This is a genomic window from Bradyrhizobium sp. USDA 4449 (assembly GCF_054056275.1).
This window is the reverse complement of record NZ_JBSRYD010000001.1, coordinates 7028178-7044638: the sequence shown is the minus strand read 5'-3', so window position 1 is coordinate 7044638 and position 16461 is coordinate 7028178. Positions and strand designations below refer to the sequence as shown.

General features: G+C 64.9%; 14 protein-coding genes. 4 read left to right on the top strand and 10 right to left on the bottom strand.

Features of this window, described 5'->3' with window-relative positions; genetic code table 11:
• Positions 1-43: 43 nt before the first annotated feature.
• Positions 44-418, top strand: coding sequence for an Hpt domain-containing protein (locus ACVIIW_RS33270; protein WP_456704567.1), 375 nt, complete (start codon positions 44-46; stop codon positions 416-418).
• A gap of 176 nt (positions 419-594) precedes the next feature.
• The gene (locus ACVIIW_RS33265; RefSeq protein WP_092228188.1) at positions 595-915 is read left to right on the top strand and encodes a 2Fe-2S iron-sulfur cluster-binding protein; all 321 of its coding nucleotides are present in this window, start codon (positions 595-597) and stop codon (positions 913-915) included.
• A gap of 10 nt (positions 916-925) precedes the next feature.
• Here ACVIIW_RS33265 and ACVIIW_RS33260 read toward each other — a convergent pair whose 3' ends face one another.
• Positions 926-1393 carry an acyl-CoA thioesterase gene (locus ACVIIW_RS33260; protein WP_456704566.1) on the bottom strand — a complete coding sequence of 156 codons (468 nt, stop codon included), beginning with the start codon at positions 1391-1393 and terminating at the stop codon, positions 926-928.
• A gap of 182 nt (positions 1394-1575) precedes the next feature.
• Here ACVIIW_RS33260 and ACVIIW_RS33255 point away from each other — a divergent pair, with 182 nt between their 5' ends.
• Together ACVIIW_RS33255 and ACVIIW_RS33250 are read left to right on the top strand one after the other, a co-directional pair.
• Positions 1576-2604: an NAD(P)/FAD-dependent oxidoreductase gene (locus tag ACVIIW_RS33255; protein WP_456704565.1), complete on the top strand. Its 1029-nt coding sequence runs from the start codon at positions 1576-1578 to the stop codon at positions 2602-2604.
• 107 nt (positions 2605-2711) lie between these two features.
• Positions 2712-3314 (top strand): DUF2147 domain-containing protein, encoded by a 603-nt coding sequence (locus ACVIIW_RS33250; RefSeq protein WP_456704564.1) that lies wholly within the window; start codon positions 2712-2714, stop codon positions 3312-3314.
• A 59-nt stretch (positions 3315-3373) separates the two neighbouring features.
• Here the strand turns inward: ACVIIW_RS33250 and garD are convergent, their stop codons facing one another.
• From garD to ACVIIW_RS33205, 9 genes are all read right to left on the bottom strand, one after another.
• Positions 3374-4915, bottom strand: a complete 1542-nt coding sequence (garD, locus tag ACVIIW_RS33245; RefSeq protein ID WP_456704563.1) for a galactarate dehydratase — start codon at positions 4913-4915, stop codon at positions 3374-3376.
• Between the two features lie 165 nt (positions 4916-5080).
• On the bottom strand, positions 5081-6529 hold the full coding sequence (locus ACVIIW_RS33240; protein WP_456704562.1) for an aldehyde dehydrogenase family protein: 1449 nt from the start codon (positions 6527-6529) through the stop codon (positions 5081-5083).
• Between the two features lie 18 nt (positions 6530-6547).
• Entirely contained in the window at positions 6548-7906 is a 1359-nt protein-coding gene (gene gudD, locus ACVIIW_RS33235; protein WP_456704561.1) for a glucarate dehydratase, read from the bottom strand.
• A 26-nt stretch (positions 7907-7932) separates the two neighbouring features.
• On the bottom strand, positions 7933-8877 hold the full coding sequence (gene kdgD / locus ACVIIW_RS33230) for a 5-dehydro-4-deoxyglucarate dehydratase (protein ID WP_456704560.1): 945 nt from the start codon (positions 8875-8877) through the stop codon (positions 7933-7935).
• A gap of 128 nt (positions 8878-9005) precedes the next feature.
• Positions 9006-9911, bottom strand: a complete 906-nt coding sequence (locus ACVIIW_RS33225) for a LysR substrate-binding domain-containing protein (RefSeq protein WP_456704559.1) — start codon at positions 9909-9911, stop codon at positions 9006-9008.
• 127 nt (positions 9912-10038) lie between these two features.
• On the bottom strand, positions 10039-11391 hold the full coding sequence (locus ACVIIW_RS33220; RefSeq protein WP_456704558.1) for an MFS transporter: 1353 nt from the start codon (positions 11389-11391) through the stop codon (positions 10039-10041).
• A gap of 171 nt (positions 11392-11562) precedes the next feature.
• Entirely contained in the window at positions 11563-12756 is a 1194-nt protein-coding gene (locus ACVIIW_RS33215; protein WP_456704557.1) for a DUF1501 domain-containing protein, read from the bottom strand.
• A gap of 15 nt (positions 12757-12771) precedes the next feature.
• Positions 12772-14352: a DUF1800 domain-containing protein gene (locus tag ACVIIW_RS33210; protein WP_456704556.1), complete on the bottom strand. Its 1581-nt coding sequence runs from the start codon at positions 14350-14352 to the stop codon at positions 12772-12774.
• Positions 14353-14450: 98 nt separating this feature from the next.
• Positions 14451-16403, bottom strand: a complete 1953-nt coding sequence (locus ACVIIW_RS33205) for a hypothetical protein (RefSeq protein WP_456704555.1) — start codon at positions 16401-16403, stop codon at positions 14451-14453.
• Between the last annotated feature and the right edge of the window lie 58 nt (positions 16404-16461).

The following is a 16461-nucleotide window of genomic DNA, read 5'->3' as shown; positions in this document are numbered from 1 at the left end:
CCGCCGGACCGGCGGACTATCGCGCGATGCCGGGGCCTGCGCCATGATGCCTGAACTGCAAGGGATGGACTGGATGCCCTCGCCGCCGCTTGCGCCCTTCGACAGCCCTCTCGATCTCGACCATCTCTCGCGCATGACGCTGGGCGATTCCGAGCTCGAGCAGGAAGTGCTTGCAATGTTCGCAGAGCAGGCGGTCCGCCTGATCGCCGCGATGACGGCGTTGCCGGCCGAGACCGGGGCGCTTGCGCACAAGCTCAAGGGCTCGGCACGCGGGATCGGCGCCTTTGCGGTCGCCGATGCGGCCGCCAGCCTGGAGACCGCGATCCGGATCGGCCAGAACCAGCCCCACGCCCTCGCCGCGCTGAAAGAGGCGGTCGCCGAGGTTCGCGCGGCTATTGCCGCGATGCTCAAGCACTGAGCCGGATCTCGCCGGAGCCGGTCCGGGCTGCGCACACACCCGTCTTGTGTTTCGACGCGTTTTCCGCCCGCGAACCGGTATCCACTTCGCTTGAAAACGCTATGGCGCGGTCCGGATCGACCCGTTATAGGACAACCCGAACCTCCTTTTCCCCAGATCGCGGCAGCACGAGCACAATGGCCAAAATTCACTTTGTCGACCACAAGGGCGAAACCCGCACGGTGGAAATCGAGAACGGCGCGACCGTGATGGAAGCCGCCATCCGTAACAGCATTCCCGGCATCGAGGCCGAGTGCGGCGGCGCCTGCGCCTGCGCGACCTGCCATGTCTATGTCGACGAAGCCTGGCGCGAGAAGGTCGGCAGCCCGACGCCGATGGAAGAGGACATGCTCGACTTCGGCTTCGACGTGCGCCCGAACTCGCGCCTGTCATGCCAGATCAAGGTCTCCGACGAGCTCGACGGGCTCGTGGTGGGCACGCCGGAACGTCAGGCCTGATCCTTGCTGCTCAAGTGCGCGGCGGCGCGACCTCGATGCCGCGCTTGTGCCAGGGCCTGAATTTCTCGACCACTTCCGCAGTCAGCGGTGCTGGCCGGCGCGTCGCCTCGTCGAGCAAGACGCCGACCGAGGTCGCCGAAGCGATGCACTTCCCTTCCGAAAACACGACCTGCTCGAAGGTCACCGACGTGCGCCCGAGCTTCACCACGCCGAGGCCGAGCTCGATCGTGTTCGGCCAGTGCAGCTCGGCGCGGAAATGGATGTCGAGCCGCACCATGATCCAGGCGAGGCCCGGCGGTGTCAGCCCGTACTCCGGACTCTTCATCAGCGTGACGCGGCCGGTCTCGAAATAGGTGGCATAGACCGCGTTGTTGACGTGCTGGTTCGGGTCGAGATCGCCGAAGCGGACGTTGTCGCTGAGGCGAAACGGGAAGTCCTCGAGGCGTGGCGTCGTATCGAGGCGGCTTGGTGCGTTCACCTGATGATCTCCGTCATATCCAGCCTCGTTACAGCCCAGTTATTTTGACCCGGCAAGTGGGTGTGCTTGCGGGGCGCTCCCGCTTTTATGCCTTCCCTGATCCATTCCCGTTGGCTAGACAGGCAGGGTCACCTCGGCCCGCCGGGCGCCGTCCAACCGATAATGACCGATAAAGAGACGACATGAGCGACGTGATCAAAACCGACGTGCTGATTATTGGCGCCGGCCCTTGCGGTCTGTTCGCCGCCTTCGAGCTTGGCCTTCTCGACATGAAGGCGCACTTCATCGACATCCTCGACAAGGTCGGCGGCCAGTGCGCCGAGCTCTATCCGGAAAAGCCGATCTACGACATTCCCGGCATTCCGCAGGTATCGGGGCAAGGCCTCACCGACGCGCTGATGGAGCAGATCAAGCCGTTCCATCCGACCTTCCATCTCGGCGAGATGGTCGAGACCGTCGAAAAGATCGGCGATCCCCTGTTTCGCTGCACCACCGACGCGGGCAAGGTGTTCGAATGCAAGGTCGTGGTGATCGCGGCCGGCGGCGGCTCGTTCCAGCCCAAGCGTCCGCCGGTGCCGGGTATCGAAGCCTATGAAGGCACCTCGGTGCACTACGCCGTGCGCAAGATGGAAACGTTCCGCGACAAGAACGTGCTGATCGTCGGCGGCGGCGATTCCGCGCTCGACTGGACGCTCAATCTGCATCCGGTCGCCAAGCGCATCACGCTCTTGCACCGTCGTGACGATTTTCGCGCTGCCCCTCACAGCGTCGAGCAGATGCGCGCGCTGGTCGCCGACGGCAAGATGGATCTGCGGCTCGGTCAGGTCACCGCGCTCTCCGGCGCCGACGGCAAGCTGACCGGCGCCACCGTCAAGGGCAACGACAATGCCGTCAGCGATATTGCCTGCGACGCCATGCTGCCGTTCTTCGGCCTGACCATGAAGCTCGGTCCGGTCGCGAATTGGGGCATTGCGCTCGAGAACAATCTGGTGCCGGTCGAGACGTCGGCATTCGAAACCAACGTGCCGGGCATCTTCGCCATCGGCGACATCAACACCTATCCGGGCAAGATCAAGCTGATCCTGTGCGGCTTCCACGAAGGCGCGCTGATGTCGCAAAAAGCCCACCGCTACGTCTATCCGGAGAAGCGGCTCGTGTTCCAGTACACGACCTCATCCTCGAGCCTGCAAAAGAAACTCGGTGTCAACTGACCGCGGCGCGAACGGGGCCGAGCGTCCCATGTTTCTGGTGCTGGAACCGTTCGCGAAATCGCCGTAGTCTGCGGCCATTGCAGTGGCGGCTTAGCAAGGTGATCATAATGCGGAATCTCGTTTCCAGCTTTCGGCTGCTCTCGCTGCTTACGCTGGGTCTCGTGCTGTCGCTCGGCGCAACAGGAAAGGCTGCCGCACAACAGCCGACCGCTGCGGGCTTGTGGCAGAAGGTCGAGGACGGCAAGCCCGTGGGCTGGTTCCTCTTCATCGATCATAACGGCATTTTCGAAGGCGTGATTGCCAAGACGTTTCCCCGCCCCGGCGACAATCCGAGCGAGGTTTGCGCGAAGTGCACGGACGATCGCAAGAATCAGCCGGTGCTCGGGCTCTCTTTCATCCGCGACATGAAGCGTGACGGGTTGAAATATGAAGGCGGCAACGTCGTCAATCCGCGCGACGGCAACATCTGGAAGGCCAAGATGACGGTGAGTCCGGACGGTCAGGTCCTGACCATGCGCGGCTTCCTCGGCATCTCTCTGTTCGGCAAGGACGAGACCTGGCAGCGCCTGCCGGATTCCAGCATGGCCGAGGTCGATCCCGCGATCATCGCCAAATATCTCCCCGCGCAGGCCGCCGCGCCCGCGCCGAAGGCCGCACCCGCGGTCAAGAAGGGCGGCGCGATGATGATGGCGCCAGCGGCGAAGAAGTAGGCCGCCCGGCCGAGCCTTCGAGGCACCTGTTCGCCCTGGACGGACGCGGTGTCGGGCGCTCAGGTCACCGGCGCCGGATTGAACAGCGTGAGGTCGTTGTGGATGCCCCAGCGATCCGACCACGGCTTGGTGCGGCCGGAGGCAACCTCGAGGATCAGGCGGAAGAGGTCCCAGCCGGTTTCCTCGATGGTCTTTGCGCCGGTGGCGATGCCGCCTGCGTCGAAATCGATCAAATCCTTCCAGCGGCGCGCCAGCTCGGTGCGGGTTGCGACCTTGATCACGGGCGCGGCCGCCAAGCCATAGGGCGTGCCGCGGCCGGTGGTGAACACCTGCAAGGTCATGCCGGAGGCGAGCTGGAGCGTGCCGCAGATGAAGTCTGACGCCGGCGTTGCCGCGAACAGCATGCCCTTCTGCGTCGCCTTCTGGCCGGGCGAGAGCACGCCGGTGATCGCTGATGAGCCTGATTTGACGATCGAGCCGAGAGATTTTTCGACGATGTTGGCGAGGCCGCCCTTCTTGTTGCCGGGGGTTGTGTTGGCGCTGCGATCGGCGCCGCCACGGGCGAGATATGAATCGTACCAGGCCATCTCGCGCACCAGCGCCCGGCCGACGTCTTCGTTGATGGCGCGGCGGGTGAGGAGCTGGATGGCGTCGCGCACCTCCGTCACTTCCGAGAACATCACGGTGGCGCCGGCGCGCACCAAGAGGTCGGCGGCGAAGCCGAGCGCGGGGTTCGCAGTGACGCCCGAGAAAGCGTCGCTGCCGCCGCATTGCAGGCCGACCACGAGATCGGACGCGGGGCAGGTCTCGCGGGTGCGTTTGTCGAGGATCTTCAGGCGCGCCTCGGCTTGCGTCATGATGGCATCGACGATCGCGCCAAATCCGTCGAAGGCTTCGTCCTGCATGCGGACGATGGCATCGCTGACGCCCTCCGGCACCAGCCGTTCGGGCGCGAGTTTTTCACATCCCAAGCTGATGACCAGAATCTCGCCGCCGAAATTCGGATTGAGCGCGAGGTTTTGCAGCGTGCGGATCGGCACGACGGCATCGGGCGCGGTGATGGCGACGCCGCAGCCATAAGCATGCGTCAATGGCACGACGTCGTCGACGTTCGGATAGTTCGGCAGCAGCTCGGCGCGGATGCGCTTCACCGCATATTCCATCGTGCCCTTGACGCATTGCACCGAGGAGGAGATGCCGAGGATGTTCTTGGTGCCGACGGATCCGTCCGGATTGCGAAAGCCCTCGAAGGTGAAACCTTCGAGCGGCGGCAGCGGTGCGGGAACGGCGGTGGAGATTTCGAGCTTGTCGAGGGCAGGGGCCTCAGGCATGCGGATGCGCGCCTCATCCACCCACTCACCGGCCAGAATCGGCGAGAGCGCGTAGCCGATCACCTCACCGTAGCGGATGATCGGCGCGTCCTGCGCGATGTCGACCAGAGCGGTCTTGTGCCCTTGCGGCACAAAGGCACGCAGCGTCAGCCCGCACGCAAAGCGGGAGCCGGCAGGGAGCCCGAAATCATTGACGACGATCGCGACATTGTCGCGCTCGTTGAGCTTGATGTAGCGGGGCTGCTCTTTCGCTGCGACGTCCTGGTCCATGGAGGACTCCAAAGTGTAGGGTGGTTAGCCCTGCGATTGCGCGGAGCGCAATCGCAGGGCGTAACCCACCAAGGTCTCTGTCCGCGGAAGCAGAAGAGGTTGGTTACGCCGGCGGACCGCGCTTTGCGCAGCCGCTGCGCCAACCCACCCTGCGATCGTGGCCCGTCAACCCGGATAGGTATAGGCGGTCTTCACCGTCGTATAGAACTCGCGTGCGTAGGAGCCCTGCTCGCGGGCGCCGTAGCTCGAGCCCTTCCGGCCGCCGAACGGCACGTGATAGTCGACGCCGGCGGTGGGCAGATTGACCATCACCATGCCGGACTCGCTGTTGCGCTTGTAGTGCGAGGCGTATTTCAGGCTTGATGTGCAGATGCCGGAGGCGAGGCCGAACTCGGTGTCGTTGGAGATCGCCAGCGCTTCCTCGTAGTTCTTGGCGCGGATGACGGCGGCGACGGGCCCGAATATCTCCTCGCGCGCGATGCGCATGTTGTTGTTGGCTTCGGTGAACAGCGCCGGTTGCAGGTAGTGGCCGGGGTTGTCGCGCTTGAGCAGCTCGCCGCCGAAGGCGAGCTTGGCGCCCTCGTCCTGACCGATCTTGATGTAGCGCAGGTCCTGGTCCAGCTGGCTCTGGTCGACCACGGGGCCGATATGCACGCCGGCCTTGAGCGCGTCGTCCACCGAGAGGCTGTTCAGGCGCTCGGCCACCGCGGCAACGAAGCGGTCATGGATGCCTTCGGTGACGATCAGCCGAGACGATGCCGTGCAGCGCTGACCGGTCGAGAAGTAGGCGCCGTTGACGGCGACTTCGACAGCGGTCTTCAGGTCGGCGTCATCGAGCACGACCAGCGGATTCTTGCCGCCCATCTCCAGCTGGAATTTCTTCATCGGGTTGGAGAGCACGCAGGCCTGCGCGATCTTGCGGCCGGTTTGCACCGAGCCGGTGAAGGAGATCGCGGCCACATCGGGATGATCGAGCAGGGTCTGGCCGACCACGGAGCCGGAGCCGACCACGAGGTTGAACACGCCGGCCGGAAGGCCTGAGCGGGTGATGATCTCGGCGAGCGCGTGTCCCGAGCCGGGCACCAACTCGGCCGGCTTGAACACCACCGTGTTGCCGTAGCAGAGCGCGGGCGCAATCTTCCAGGCCGGGATGGCGATCGGAAAATTCCAGGGCGTGATCATGCCGATGACGCCGACCGGCTCTCGCGTGAGCTCGACGTCGATGCCGGGACGGACGGACGCGCCCTTCTCGCCGATCAGACGAAGGGCTTCGCCGGCGAAGAACGCGAAGATCTGGCCGGCGCGGGCGACCTCGCCGATACCCTCGGGCAGCGTCTTGCCTTCCTCGCGGGCGAGCAGGCGGCCGAGCTCTTCCTTGCGGGCGAGGATTTCGGTGGAGATCTTGTTCAGTGCATCGTAGCGCGCTTGCGGCGTCGACTGCGCCCAGGCGGGGAAGGCGGCTTTCGCTGCCGCGATCGCCTTCTCGGTCTGCGCCTTGTCGGCCTTGGCATATTCGCCGACGAGGTCGTTGGTGTTGGAGGGGTTGATGTTCTTGGTGACGCCGGAGCCGTCGACCCATTCACCGCCGATGAAGTTTTTCAGGATCGCAGTCATCTCTTCCTCCAGAGTTATTTAACGCACGAGGCAGGGCCGCTTGTCGTCAAACGTCCAGCCGGGGATCAGGTCCTGCATGGCCATGGCATCATCTCGGGCGCCGAGTCCATGCTGCTTGTAGAGTTCATGCGCGGCCTCGATGGCCGCACGGTCGATCTCGATGCCGAGGCCCGGACGATCCGGGACCGCGATCCTGCCGCCCTTGATCCGGAGCGGCTCCTTCGTCAGTGCCTGGCCATCCTGCCAGATCCAGTGGGTGTCGATCGCAGTGACCTTGCCGGGGGCGGCCGCGCCGACATGGGTGAACATCGCGAGCGAGATGTCGAAATGGTTGTTGGAGTGCGAGCCCCAAGTCAAGCCGTTGTCACGGCAGGTCTGGGCAACGCGCACTGAGCCTTGCATGGTCCAGAAATGGGGGTCGGCGAGCGGAATGTCCACCGCACCGAGCCGCAGCGCATGGCTGAGCTGACGCCAGTCGGTCGCGATCATGTTGGTCGCAGTGGGAAGGCCGGTGGCGCGGCGGAACTCGGCCATGATCTCCCGACCGGAGAAGCCGGCCTCGGCGCCGCAGGGATCCTCGGCATAGGCGAGGATGCCGTGCATGTTCTTGCAGAGGCCGATGGCCTCATCGAGCGACCAGGCGCCGTTCGGATCCAGTGTGACGCGGGCATTGGGGAAGCGCCTGGCGATGGCCGTGACCGCCTCGATCTCCTGCTCGCCGCGGAGCACGCCGCCCTTGAGCTTGAAATCGGCAAAGCCGTAATGGTCCTGCGTGGCTTCCGCCAGCCGTACCACCGCCTCCGGCGTCATTGCCTCCTGATGGCGAAGGTTGAACCAGTCGGGCTTGCCGGTCTCGCCCTTGACGTAGTCGAGCTTGGACTTGTTCCGGTCACCGACGAAGAAGAGATAGCCGAGCGTCTCGACGCTCTTGCGCTGCTGGCCTTCGCCGAGGAGCGCTGCGACCGGCAGATTGAGATGCTGGCCGAGCAGATCGAGCAGGGCGGATTCGATCGCAGTGACGGCGTGGATCATCACGCGCAGATCGAAGGTCTGCTTGCCGCGGCCGCCGACATCCCGGTCGGCAAAGGTCGTCCTGACGTCGGCGAGGATGTTGTTCATCGCGCCGACGGTCTTGCCGATCACGAGATCCCTGGCGTCCTGCAGCGTCTGCCAGATCTTCTGCCCGCCTGGCACCTCGCCGACGCCGGTGTGGCCGGCATTGTCGGTGAGGATGACGATGTTACGGGTGAAGAACGGTGCATGCGCCCCGCTCAAATTGAGGAGCATGCCGTCGCGGCCTGCGACCGGGATCACCTGCATCGTTGTGACGACCGGCGCGCCGGGGATCGGCACCCCGGAGATCTCACTCTGGGCCATTGCACGCTCCTCCCTGCATCCTCGATTTATTCTGCGGCCTGTTGTGTCGATCCTGCGGCAGGCAGGTTCCTCACCAGCGCGGCCAGTTCCGCCATCTCCTGCTCGGTGAGATCGGTCAGCGGCGAGCGGACCGGGCCGGAATCGCGGCCGATCACCTTCATGCCGGCCTTGATGATCGAGACCGCATAGCCCTTCTTGCGGTTGCGGATCTCGATCAGCGGCAGGATGAAATTCTTCAAGCCGGCGCGGATGGTCGCGTGATCGCGGCTGCGCACCGCGGCGTAGAACTTGGTGGCGAACTCAGGCACGAAGTTGAATACGGCCGACGAGTACGTCGTCACGCCCATGTCGAGATAGGGCAGCGCGAAGGTCTCGGCGGTCGGCAGGCCGCCGACATAAGTGAGGCGGTCGCCGAGCTTGGTGTAAACGCGCGTCATCAGCTCGATGTCGCCGATGCCGTCCTTGTAGCCGACGAGGTTCGGGCAGCGCTCGGCGAGGCGGGCGAGCGTGTCGGGCTGGAGGATGGCATTGTCGCGGTTATAGACGATGACGCCGATCTTCACGGAGGCGCAGACGGCCTCGACGTGGGCGGCAAGGCCTTCCTGCTCGGAATGGGTCAGATAAGGCGGCAGCAGCAGCAGGCCGTCGGCGCCGGCCTTTTCCGCGCCGATTGCGATCTCGCGGGCGATGGCAGTGCCATAGCCGGTGCCGGCGAGCACGGGCACGCGGCCCTTGGTCTCGTCGACGGCGACCTTGACGACGGCGGGCACTTCGGTCGGGGTCAGCGAGAAGAACTCGCCGGTGCCGCCGGCGGCGAACAGGCCTGCAACGTCATAGCCGCACAGCCAATCCATGTTGGCGCGGTAGGTCGCTTCGTCGAACGAATAGTCTGCCTTGAACGGCGTGACGGGGAAGGACAGGAGGCCGGAACCGATCTTCTGGGCCATTTCCTGCGGGGTCATCTTGCTCACGGGCGCTGCTCCCTGCTCTCGTGTTGTCGGGGACGCAAGTGAAATCCGCGCGTCCATGCGCTGGTGTTTAGGAGACGGTTCGATGCGCGTCCAAGCCAAAGCCTATATCAACTGATACGGATTCAGCATCAATCTTCCATGACGTCCGCGGAGGACAATTCGCTCGCGATTTTGACCAGCGCGGACAGCAGCGGATTCTCGTCGTCGCGGCGCCACACCATGAAGAGCTCGACCGGAACGCGGGTGCGCAGCTTCAGGGGACGCAGCCGGACATCGGAGATTTTCAGCCCGGCGGCGGCGGCCGGCACGATGGCGAGGCCAAGGCCGGCGCGCACCATCGCGAGGATCGAGTGGATCTGGCTGAGGTGCTGGACGTAGCGCGGCAGGATGTCGGCGCGGGTGAACAGCGCCACCAGCAGATCGTGGAAATAGCGGCTCTCATAGGGCGAATACATCACGAAGGGCTGGCCGTCGAAATCCTTGATCGTGATGCTGTCGGCATTGGCCAGCGGATGCTTCTTCGGGATCGCGGCGAGCAGGGGCTCGGCGACGACGCGGCGGCTGGCAACCTCGGGCCGCGCGATCGGCGGCCGCAGCAGGCCGGCGTCGATCTGGCCCGAGGTCAGCGCCTCGAACTGGTCGCCGGAGACCATTTCCTTCAGCGAGAAATCGACCTCCGGCAGCTTGGCACGGCAGGCCGCGACCAGTTCGGGCAGGAAGCCGTAGGCGGCGGCCGCGGTAAAGCCGATCTTGAGCGAGCCGGTCTTGCCGAGCGCGATGCGGCGGGCAACCTGCGAGGCGCTTTCCGCAAGCTTCAGGATGCGGCGGGCCTCGGGGAGGAAGCTGCGGCCGGCCGGGGTCAGGCGCACCGAGCGGCTGGTGCGCTCCAGCAGCGGCGCGTCGATGATGTGCTCGAGCACCTGGATTTGCCGCGACAGCGGCGGCTGAGTCATGTTCAGCCGCGCGGCGGCGCGGCCGAAATGCAGTTCTTCCGCCACCGTGACGAAACAGCGGAGCTGGTTGAGGTCGAACATCGATACATGTCTTAGATGAATAAGGCGTTTCCCCAGCACTTCTAGCATCGATCATCCCCAAAACAAAGACGGCGGCCTTTTAGAGCCGCCGTTGAGTTGCCTGACCCACTCCGATGACTCGGAGCGCTCAGGAGGAGCGTTTGAGCACCACCCGCTCGATCTTGCCGACGACCACGAGATAGGCGACCGCAGCCACCAGCGCGTTGATGCCGACGAACACCAGAGCCCCGTTGAACGAGCCGGTCGCGGCCACGATGTAGCCGATCACGATGGGCGTGGTGATGGAGGAGAGGTTGCCGAAGGAGTTGAACAGGCCGCCGGAGACGCCGCCGGCCTCCTTGGGCGAGGTGTCGGAGACCACAGCCCAGCCGAGCGCGCCGATGCCCTTGCCGAAGAAGGCGAGCGCCATGAAGCCGACCACCAGCGCCTGGCCGTCGACATAGTTGCAGGCGATGATCGACATCGACAGCAGCATTCCTCCGACGATCGGGATCTTGCGCGCCATGGTCAGCGAACCGGACTTGCGCAGGATGGCGTCGGAAATGACCCCGCCGAGCACGCCGCCGATGAAGCCGCAGAGCGCCGGCAGTGTCGCCACGAAGCCGGCCTGCAGGATCGACAGGCCGCGCTCCTTGACCAGGTACACCGGAAACCAGGTCAGGAAGAAGTAAGTCAGCGTGTTGATGCAGTACTGGCCGAGATAGACGCCGATCATCATGCGATTGGAGAGCAATTGGCGGATATGGTCCCATTTCGGGCCGGAGTTCGCCGCACGCGCGTCCTTCAGATCGTTCTTGGGCGCATCGAGATCGACCAGCGCGCCACCTTCCTTGATGTAATCGAACTCGGCCTCGTTGATCGAGGGATGCTCCTTCGGACCGTAGACGGTCTTGATCCAGACGAGGCCCATGATGATGCCGAGCCCGCCCATCACTGAGAACACGTAGCGCCAGCCGTAGTCATGGGCGATCCAGCCCATCAGCGGTGCGAAGATCACGGTGGCGAAATATTGCCCCGAATTGAAGAAGGCCGATGCGGTGCCGCGCTCGTTGCCGGGAAACCAGGCCGCGACAATGCGGGCGTTGGCAGGGAAGGACGGCGCTTCCGCGACGCCGACGAGAAGCCGAAGCGCAAACAGCACGACGACGGCAGCGCCGGCGCTGAGGAAGCCGATCCAGCCCTGCATCATCGTGAACAGGGACCAGACGATGATGCTGAAGGCATAGACGAGGCGTGAGCCGTAACGGTCGAGCAGCCAGCCGCCTGGTACCTGCGCGACGACATAGGACCAGCCGAACGCCGAGAAGATCCAGCCCATGGCGACGGGATCGAGACGGAGCTCCTTGGACAGCGCGGAGCCGGCGATCGAGAGCGTGGCGCGGTCGGCGTAATTGACGGTCGTGACCAGGAACAGCATGGTCACGATGAACAGCCTGACGCGAGACCTCCTCACGTCCGTCGCGGACACCACTGCGCTCATCGTGCGCCTCCTTGGACCTTGAAATGTTTCCTCACGGCGACTCCTAGAGGCGCGCGCGGGAAAGTGTCCAAGTTCAAGGGAGTATCGATTGATGCCGTTTTTAAATTGATGGAACGGCAGGCCGGTGGCCGTCCGGGTGCGAGCACGCCGAATGGGTCTCGTCCGGGCTGGCTATACCAATGCCAGGTTCGTCGGGTGCACGCCGGTGAAGATGCGCTGGATGCTGTCGTTGCCGAGACCGAAGACGTGGCCGAACAGATCTGCAAACAGCGCGCGATAGTCGGTCAGAACCGGATAGTCGCGGTTCTGGAACAGATGCGGCTGCTCGACCTTGACCTGCTCGCCGAGAATGCGGCCGCCGTTGATGCCGCCACCGAGCACCCAATAGACGCTGCCATGACCGTGATCGGTGCCGCGGTCCCCGTTTTCCCGGAAGGTGCGGCCGAATTCGGAGATGACGACCACCACCGTATCGCGCCACGCCGTCGGCCCGACCTCCTCGGAGAAGCCGACGAGGGCGCGTCCGAGCTCGCCGAGCCGGTCGGCGAGATAGCCGTTGGCGGAGCCCTGGTTGACATGCGTGTCCCAGCCGCCAACGTCGACGAAACCAAGATTGAACTGCTCGCGCATCAATCGGCCGATGCGCCGTGCCGATAATTCGAAACCGCGCGGCGAGACGGCGCCGCGGTTGGCGGCATTCATCTCTTCGGAGACCGAGCGATAGACGTCGTCGCGTACGCGAAAACCCTCCGACACCGAGGCCGCCAGGTTGGACTGGACGTACATCTTCTTGATCAGATCGGCCTGACGATCGTCGACGCCGGGCTTGCCGACGTTGCTGATGCCAGTGTTCGGCACCTGCGACTTGCCTCGGAAGATGAGCGGAAGCTGGTCGGTGAACGCAATCGGCTTGACCCGCGTCAGCTCGCCTGCGAGCCGGCTCATGAAGCCGGAACGATAGTCGCGCGTCCCCCCCGCGGACTGGCCGAGTTCGATCGTGTCCTGGGTCTCGAAATGGCTCCGGGTCAGATCGTCGCTGGTCCCGGCGAACGGAATGAAGGCGATCTCGCGCCTGGCCCAGAGCGGATAGATGCTGTCGCGCAGGGCCGGATGCAGTCCCCAATCGGCGTCGAGCACCAGCGCCGCGTTGGGGTTGCCGACATCGGGCCTGGCGATGGCGAGCGTTGGTCGCGAGACACGGTAGAAATCACTCGAAACCGGCACGACGACATTCGCCGCGTCATAGGCGCCGCGCAAGAACACGACCAGCATGCGGGCATCGGTCGCGGGCGCTGCCCAGACGCGGCCTGCCACGGTGAGCGGAGCGAGGGCGGCAAAGGTCTTGATCAGCTCGCGACGGTTCATGGCAATCTCCCGTGCTCAGTGCATGAATTCCGGTGACGACAGGAACAGCGTGTTCCAGTCCTGCGGTGAGATCGCCCTGTCGAGCGATGCCAGCGTTGCGGGGCCGAGAGTGTTGCGAAGGCCGTTGAAGTAGAGCGCGTTCTGCAGTTGCGGGAACGCGGGCAACTCGACCGGATTCGGCCCGTCGGATTTGAACAGGCCGGACGATCCGGATCCGATCTGGCGTGCGATCTCGAAGCGAACCATCATCTGACCGGGGCCGTTCCACGACGCCGAGGTCAGCGGGTAGCCGTCCGGCGTCTCGTGGTTGAACAGGCCTTCGCCGAGGCGATTGATCCAGCCCTGGATCGGCGCCGTGTTCAATATGACCCGGTCGTCATAGGCGAGACGGACCGCCGAGAGCACGTATTGCACGGGATCCTTGAAGCGCGTGCCCGGCTTCAGCGCGGCCTCGAATTCGGGTGAATGGACCATCGTGGCGAGTATCGCGGCAATGTCGCCGCCAGTGGATTTGAAGGTCTGCGCCATCCGCTGTACCAGCGCTTCCGGCGGATTGTCGGAGACGAAATAGGTCGCGATCTTGCGCGATACATGATTTGCGGTCGCGGGATGGTGGACCAGGATGTCAATGGCCTCGTCGACCTCGGCGAGCCCACGGCCCTTGATGGTGTGACCGAGGAAGGCCTTGTCGCTGTAATCGTGACGGGACGGGTTGAACTCGAAGGCGCCCTCGCGCACGAGCTGGGATTGCAATTCCGGCTTGAGCTTCGGGTCTTCCGGCTTGATGTCGATGCCGACGCCCGTGAGGATCTTCGCCAGCGCTTCCACGTCGGCCTGGGTGTAGCCGGAGCCGACGCCCATGGTGTGCAGCTCCATGATCTCGCGGGCGTAGTTCTCGTTCAGATGGCCCGCCGCGTTGTCGGCATTGTCGAGATAGCGCAGCATCGCGGGATGACGAACGGTCGCCGCGAGCAGGTCGTGAAACTTGCCCAGCGAGTTGGGACGAAGGGCATGATCGACGTAGTCGCCGACCAGCACGCGCAGATTCGATTTGTACTGGTGGACGTTGAAATGATTGAACCAGAACCAGACCATGCGCTCGCGCAGCTGGTCGGGCGCGTAGAGCGCGCGCAGGATGGTGCGCGCCGCCGCCTGCTTGGCGCGATCGTTCATCGCCTGCTGGAACACCTGCTGCGCGGCTTTCTTCTGCTCGGGGTCGATGACCTGGCTGGCGCTCTTGGACTGCTGCTCGAAGGCGACCGCAATGTCGAACGGGAAGCTGTGGACGTCGGGCATCGCCTCGATCTGCGCCTTGGCCGCGTCGGGCAAGGGAGGGTTGCCGGCCGGGTGCAATTGCTCCTGCAGCCAGCGTTCCGCACCCATCCCCTGCATGTGTGCGGCACTCGAGGTGCTGACACCGAAGCTCAGCCGATCGAGCAGAGCGAGATCGTGCGGATTGAGATCGTCGGCACGCGAGATGTTCGGTGTCAGGCCTGTGGCTAACGCCACGAGCGCCGCGATGCGCGACCATTGCAGCCGACGATATGCGCTTCTGCTATCCACGATAGGTCCCGTCCCATGACGCGGGCATATCATGCGCGGTGCGGCTGAACCTGCCCTGAATGGAATGGACTCAATTCACGGTAGTGCCATCAAATTCCAGCGAGCGGCGACAGTGCGCTGTTTCCGGTTTCCTACTTCTGCGCGCCCGGCAGGAGCGGAGCCAAGAGGCTGCGCGTGAAGCCGGGCGGCACGGCGTCCAGCCCCAGCACGGAGCTTGCGGCCGGGAGAGTGGCATCCGCCATCGCGGCATGGCCTTCGGCACTCGGATGCACGGCGCCGCCATAGACGGCCGAGAGCACGCCCCAGGTCGCGTCGTGGATGTCGGTCGGCTGGCTCGCCGCCGGCAACCCCTGCGGATAGGTCATCGCCGCGAAATAGCTGTCGTTGGCGTCGCGAATCCAGCGTGCGCGCGGCAGATAGGCGCGGTACTCCGACGCGCCGCGGCCGCACAGCATCGGCTGGCTCGCCGCGCTGACGATGTCAGGGTTGAAGCTCTCTCCGTTCTCGGCAAAGCAAGTGCGGTCGAACTCGGGATCGTTGCCGGAGTGAGCACAAAATCCGTGATCGGCGAATGCGGACTGGTGCGCATCGACGAAGGTCATACGGTCGGCCTCGGGATCACGGCACAGCGCGCCCCGCGTGCAGGTGGCCAGCCCCTTCAGTTGCGGCAGGAACTCGGTGTCGACGAAAGTCGAGACGCGGGCGAGGCGCTGTGGGTCGGCGTTGAAGGCGGGATGGATGTCGAAACCGGCGCGGCCGCCGCGGCAGGGCACGCCGCCGTCGGCAAGGGCCGGGTTGGCGTAGGAGACGTAGACCACGTGCGAGAGATCGCCGCCGACCAGCGGTTTCAGCGCCTCGCGCAGCTTGACGAAATTCTGCGGCAGCTCGCGTTGTAGCGCGTCGCGGGATTCGTCGACGCTCGCCATCACGCCGGAGCGGCGGAACAGCGCGCGCTCGGTCGCGGTCTCGACGATGACGTCGGCGACGAGGCCGGAAAAGTAGACGTCATTGGCCCCGATCGAGAGCAGCACGAGATCGAGATTGCGATCCGGCTGCCGCTTCTTCGCCGCGGTCAGCGCTTCGCGCAGCTCGGCGACCTGGGCATTCACGCTGGTGTTGCAGACGCCGCTCTTGCCGGGCGGGCATTCGCGGGCGCGCTGCGAGCCGAGCAGCCCGTCGCTGATGCTGGCGCCGGTGCAGGCGAGCGGCAGATAGGTCACGGCGATATGGGTGTAGCGCACCGCGAGCGCGAGCGCCGTGCGGGCCTGATAGCTGTAGAGAGAGCGGTGGCAGGGCGAGTTGAACCACAGCGCGCCGAAACGTTGCCAGTTGCCGAGCGTGTCCGGTGCCTCGCAGGCGCGGCCGCCCTTGAAGCCGGCGCGGCTCGGCCGGTAATATTGTGTGCCAGCGGTCCCGAGATAGGAGCGGAAGCAGAAACCCTCGTCGGATAGCGCCAGCGGTCGGTCCGGATTGCCTTCGCCGGAGGCGATGCTGTCGCCAAGGCCGGCGATAAGGATGTCGCGGACCTGGATCTCGGTCTGGATGCGCTGGGTCGGATCGGAGCCGGAGGAAACGTCGACGGTCGCGACCGTCTGCTTGCCGTAGCGGACTCGCAGATTGACCGGCTCGGCGCAGTCGAAAGTCGAGGTCTGCGGCCCGTCGCCGTCGTCGAACGACCAGGCGCAAGTGGCCCCGACCGGCACCGCGCCGGCCAGGCGTACGGTGATGGGGTGGTCGATCGGCGTGAGGTAGTTCTCTTTGACGTTGTCGCGGGTACAGGGCTGGTTAACCCGGCCCTGCAGGTCGATGCAGAGGCGGTTGACCATGTTCCGGGCCCAGCCGCGGCCCTCGCTCTGCAGCTCGAGAGACTGCTCGGCGGCGAGGATGCTGCGGTTACGCGCATTCTCGACATGCAACAGGAAATCGCGCTCCTCGCGGAACAGGCGGAAGCGGTTGCGGACCTCCCAATTGATCTGCATGGCCCCGGCATCCTGCGCGACTGCGCGTTGGGGCGGCAAAACGGCGAGGGACCCGGCCAGCAGCAGGGCGGCTAGAAGAAAAGTACGAAGGGAAACAGGGATCATGGCCCGCGTCTTCAACGGCAAAGTTGAGGCGGAAATAAGAGAGATCGCTGCGCCGCCT

What these genes read in the sequence shown, in the direction of transcription:
- ACVIIW_RS33270 (WP_456704567.1), top strand. Translation starts at nt 44, where the DNA reads ATGATGCCTGAACTGCAAGGGATGGACTGGATGCCCTCGCCGCCGCTT.
- ACVIIW_RS33265 (WP_092228188.1), top strand. Translation starts at nt 595, where the DNA reads ATGGCCAAAATTCACTTTGTCGACCACAAGGGCGAAACCCGCACGGTG.
- ACVIIW_RS33255 (WP_456704565.1), top strand. Translation starts at nt 1,576, where the DNA reads ATGAGCGACGTGATCAAAACCGACGTGCTGATTATTGGCGCCGGCCCT.
- ACVIIW_RS33250 (WP_456704564.1), top strand. Translation starts at nt 2,712, where the DNA reads ATGCGGAATCTCGTTTCCAGCTTTCGGCTGCTCTCGCTGCTTACGCTG.
- garD (WP_456704563.1), bottom strand. Translation starts at nt 4,915, where the DNA reads ATGGACCAGGACGTCGCAGCGAAAGAGCAGCCCCGCTACATCAAGCTC.
- ACVIIW_RS33240 (WP_456704562.1), bottom strand. Translation starts at nt 6,529, where the DNA reads ATGACTGCGATCCTGAAAAACTTCATCGGCGGTGAATGGGTCGACGGC.
- gudD (WP_456704561.1), bottom strand. Translation starts at nt 7,906, where the DNA reads ATGGCCCAGAGTGAGATCTCCGGGGTGCCGATCCCCGGCGCGCCGGTC.
- ACVIIW_RS33225 (WP_456704559.1), bottom strand. Translation starts at nt 9,911, where the DNA reads ATGTTCGACCTCAACCAGCTCCGCTGTTTCGTCACGGTGGCGGAAGAA.
- ACVIIW_RS33220 (WP_456704558.1), bottom strand. Translation starts at nt 11,391, where the DNA reads ATGAGCGCAGTGGTGTCCGCGACGGACGTGAGGAGGTCTCGCGTCAGG.
- ACVIIW_RS33215 (WP_456704557.1), bottom strand. Translation starts at nt 12,756, where the DNA reads ATGAACCGTCGCGAGCTGATCAAGACCTTTGCCGCCCTCGCTCCGCTC.
- ACVIIW_RS33210 (WP_456704556.1), bottom strand. Translation starts at nt 14,352, where the DNA reads ATGATATGCCCGCGTCATGGGACGGGACCTATCGTGGATAGCAGAAGC.
- ACVIIW_RS33205 (WP_456704555.1), bottom strand. Translation starts at nt 16,403, where the DNA reads ATGATCCCTGTTTCCCTTCGTACTTTTCTTCTAGCCGCCCTGCTGCTG.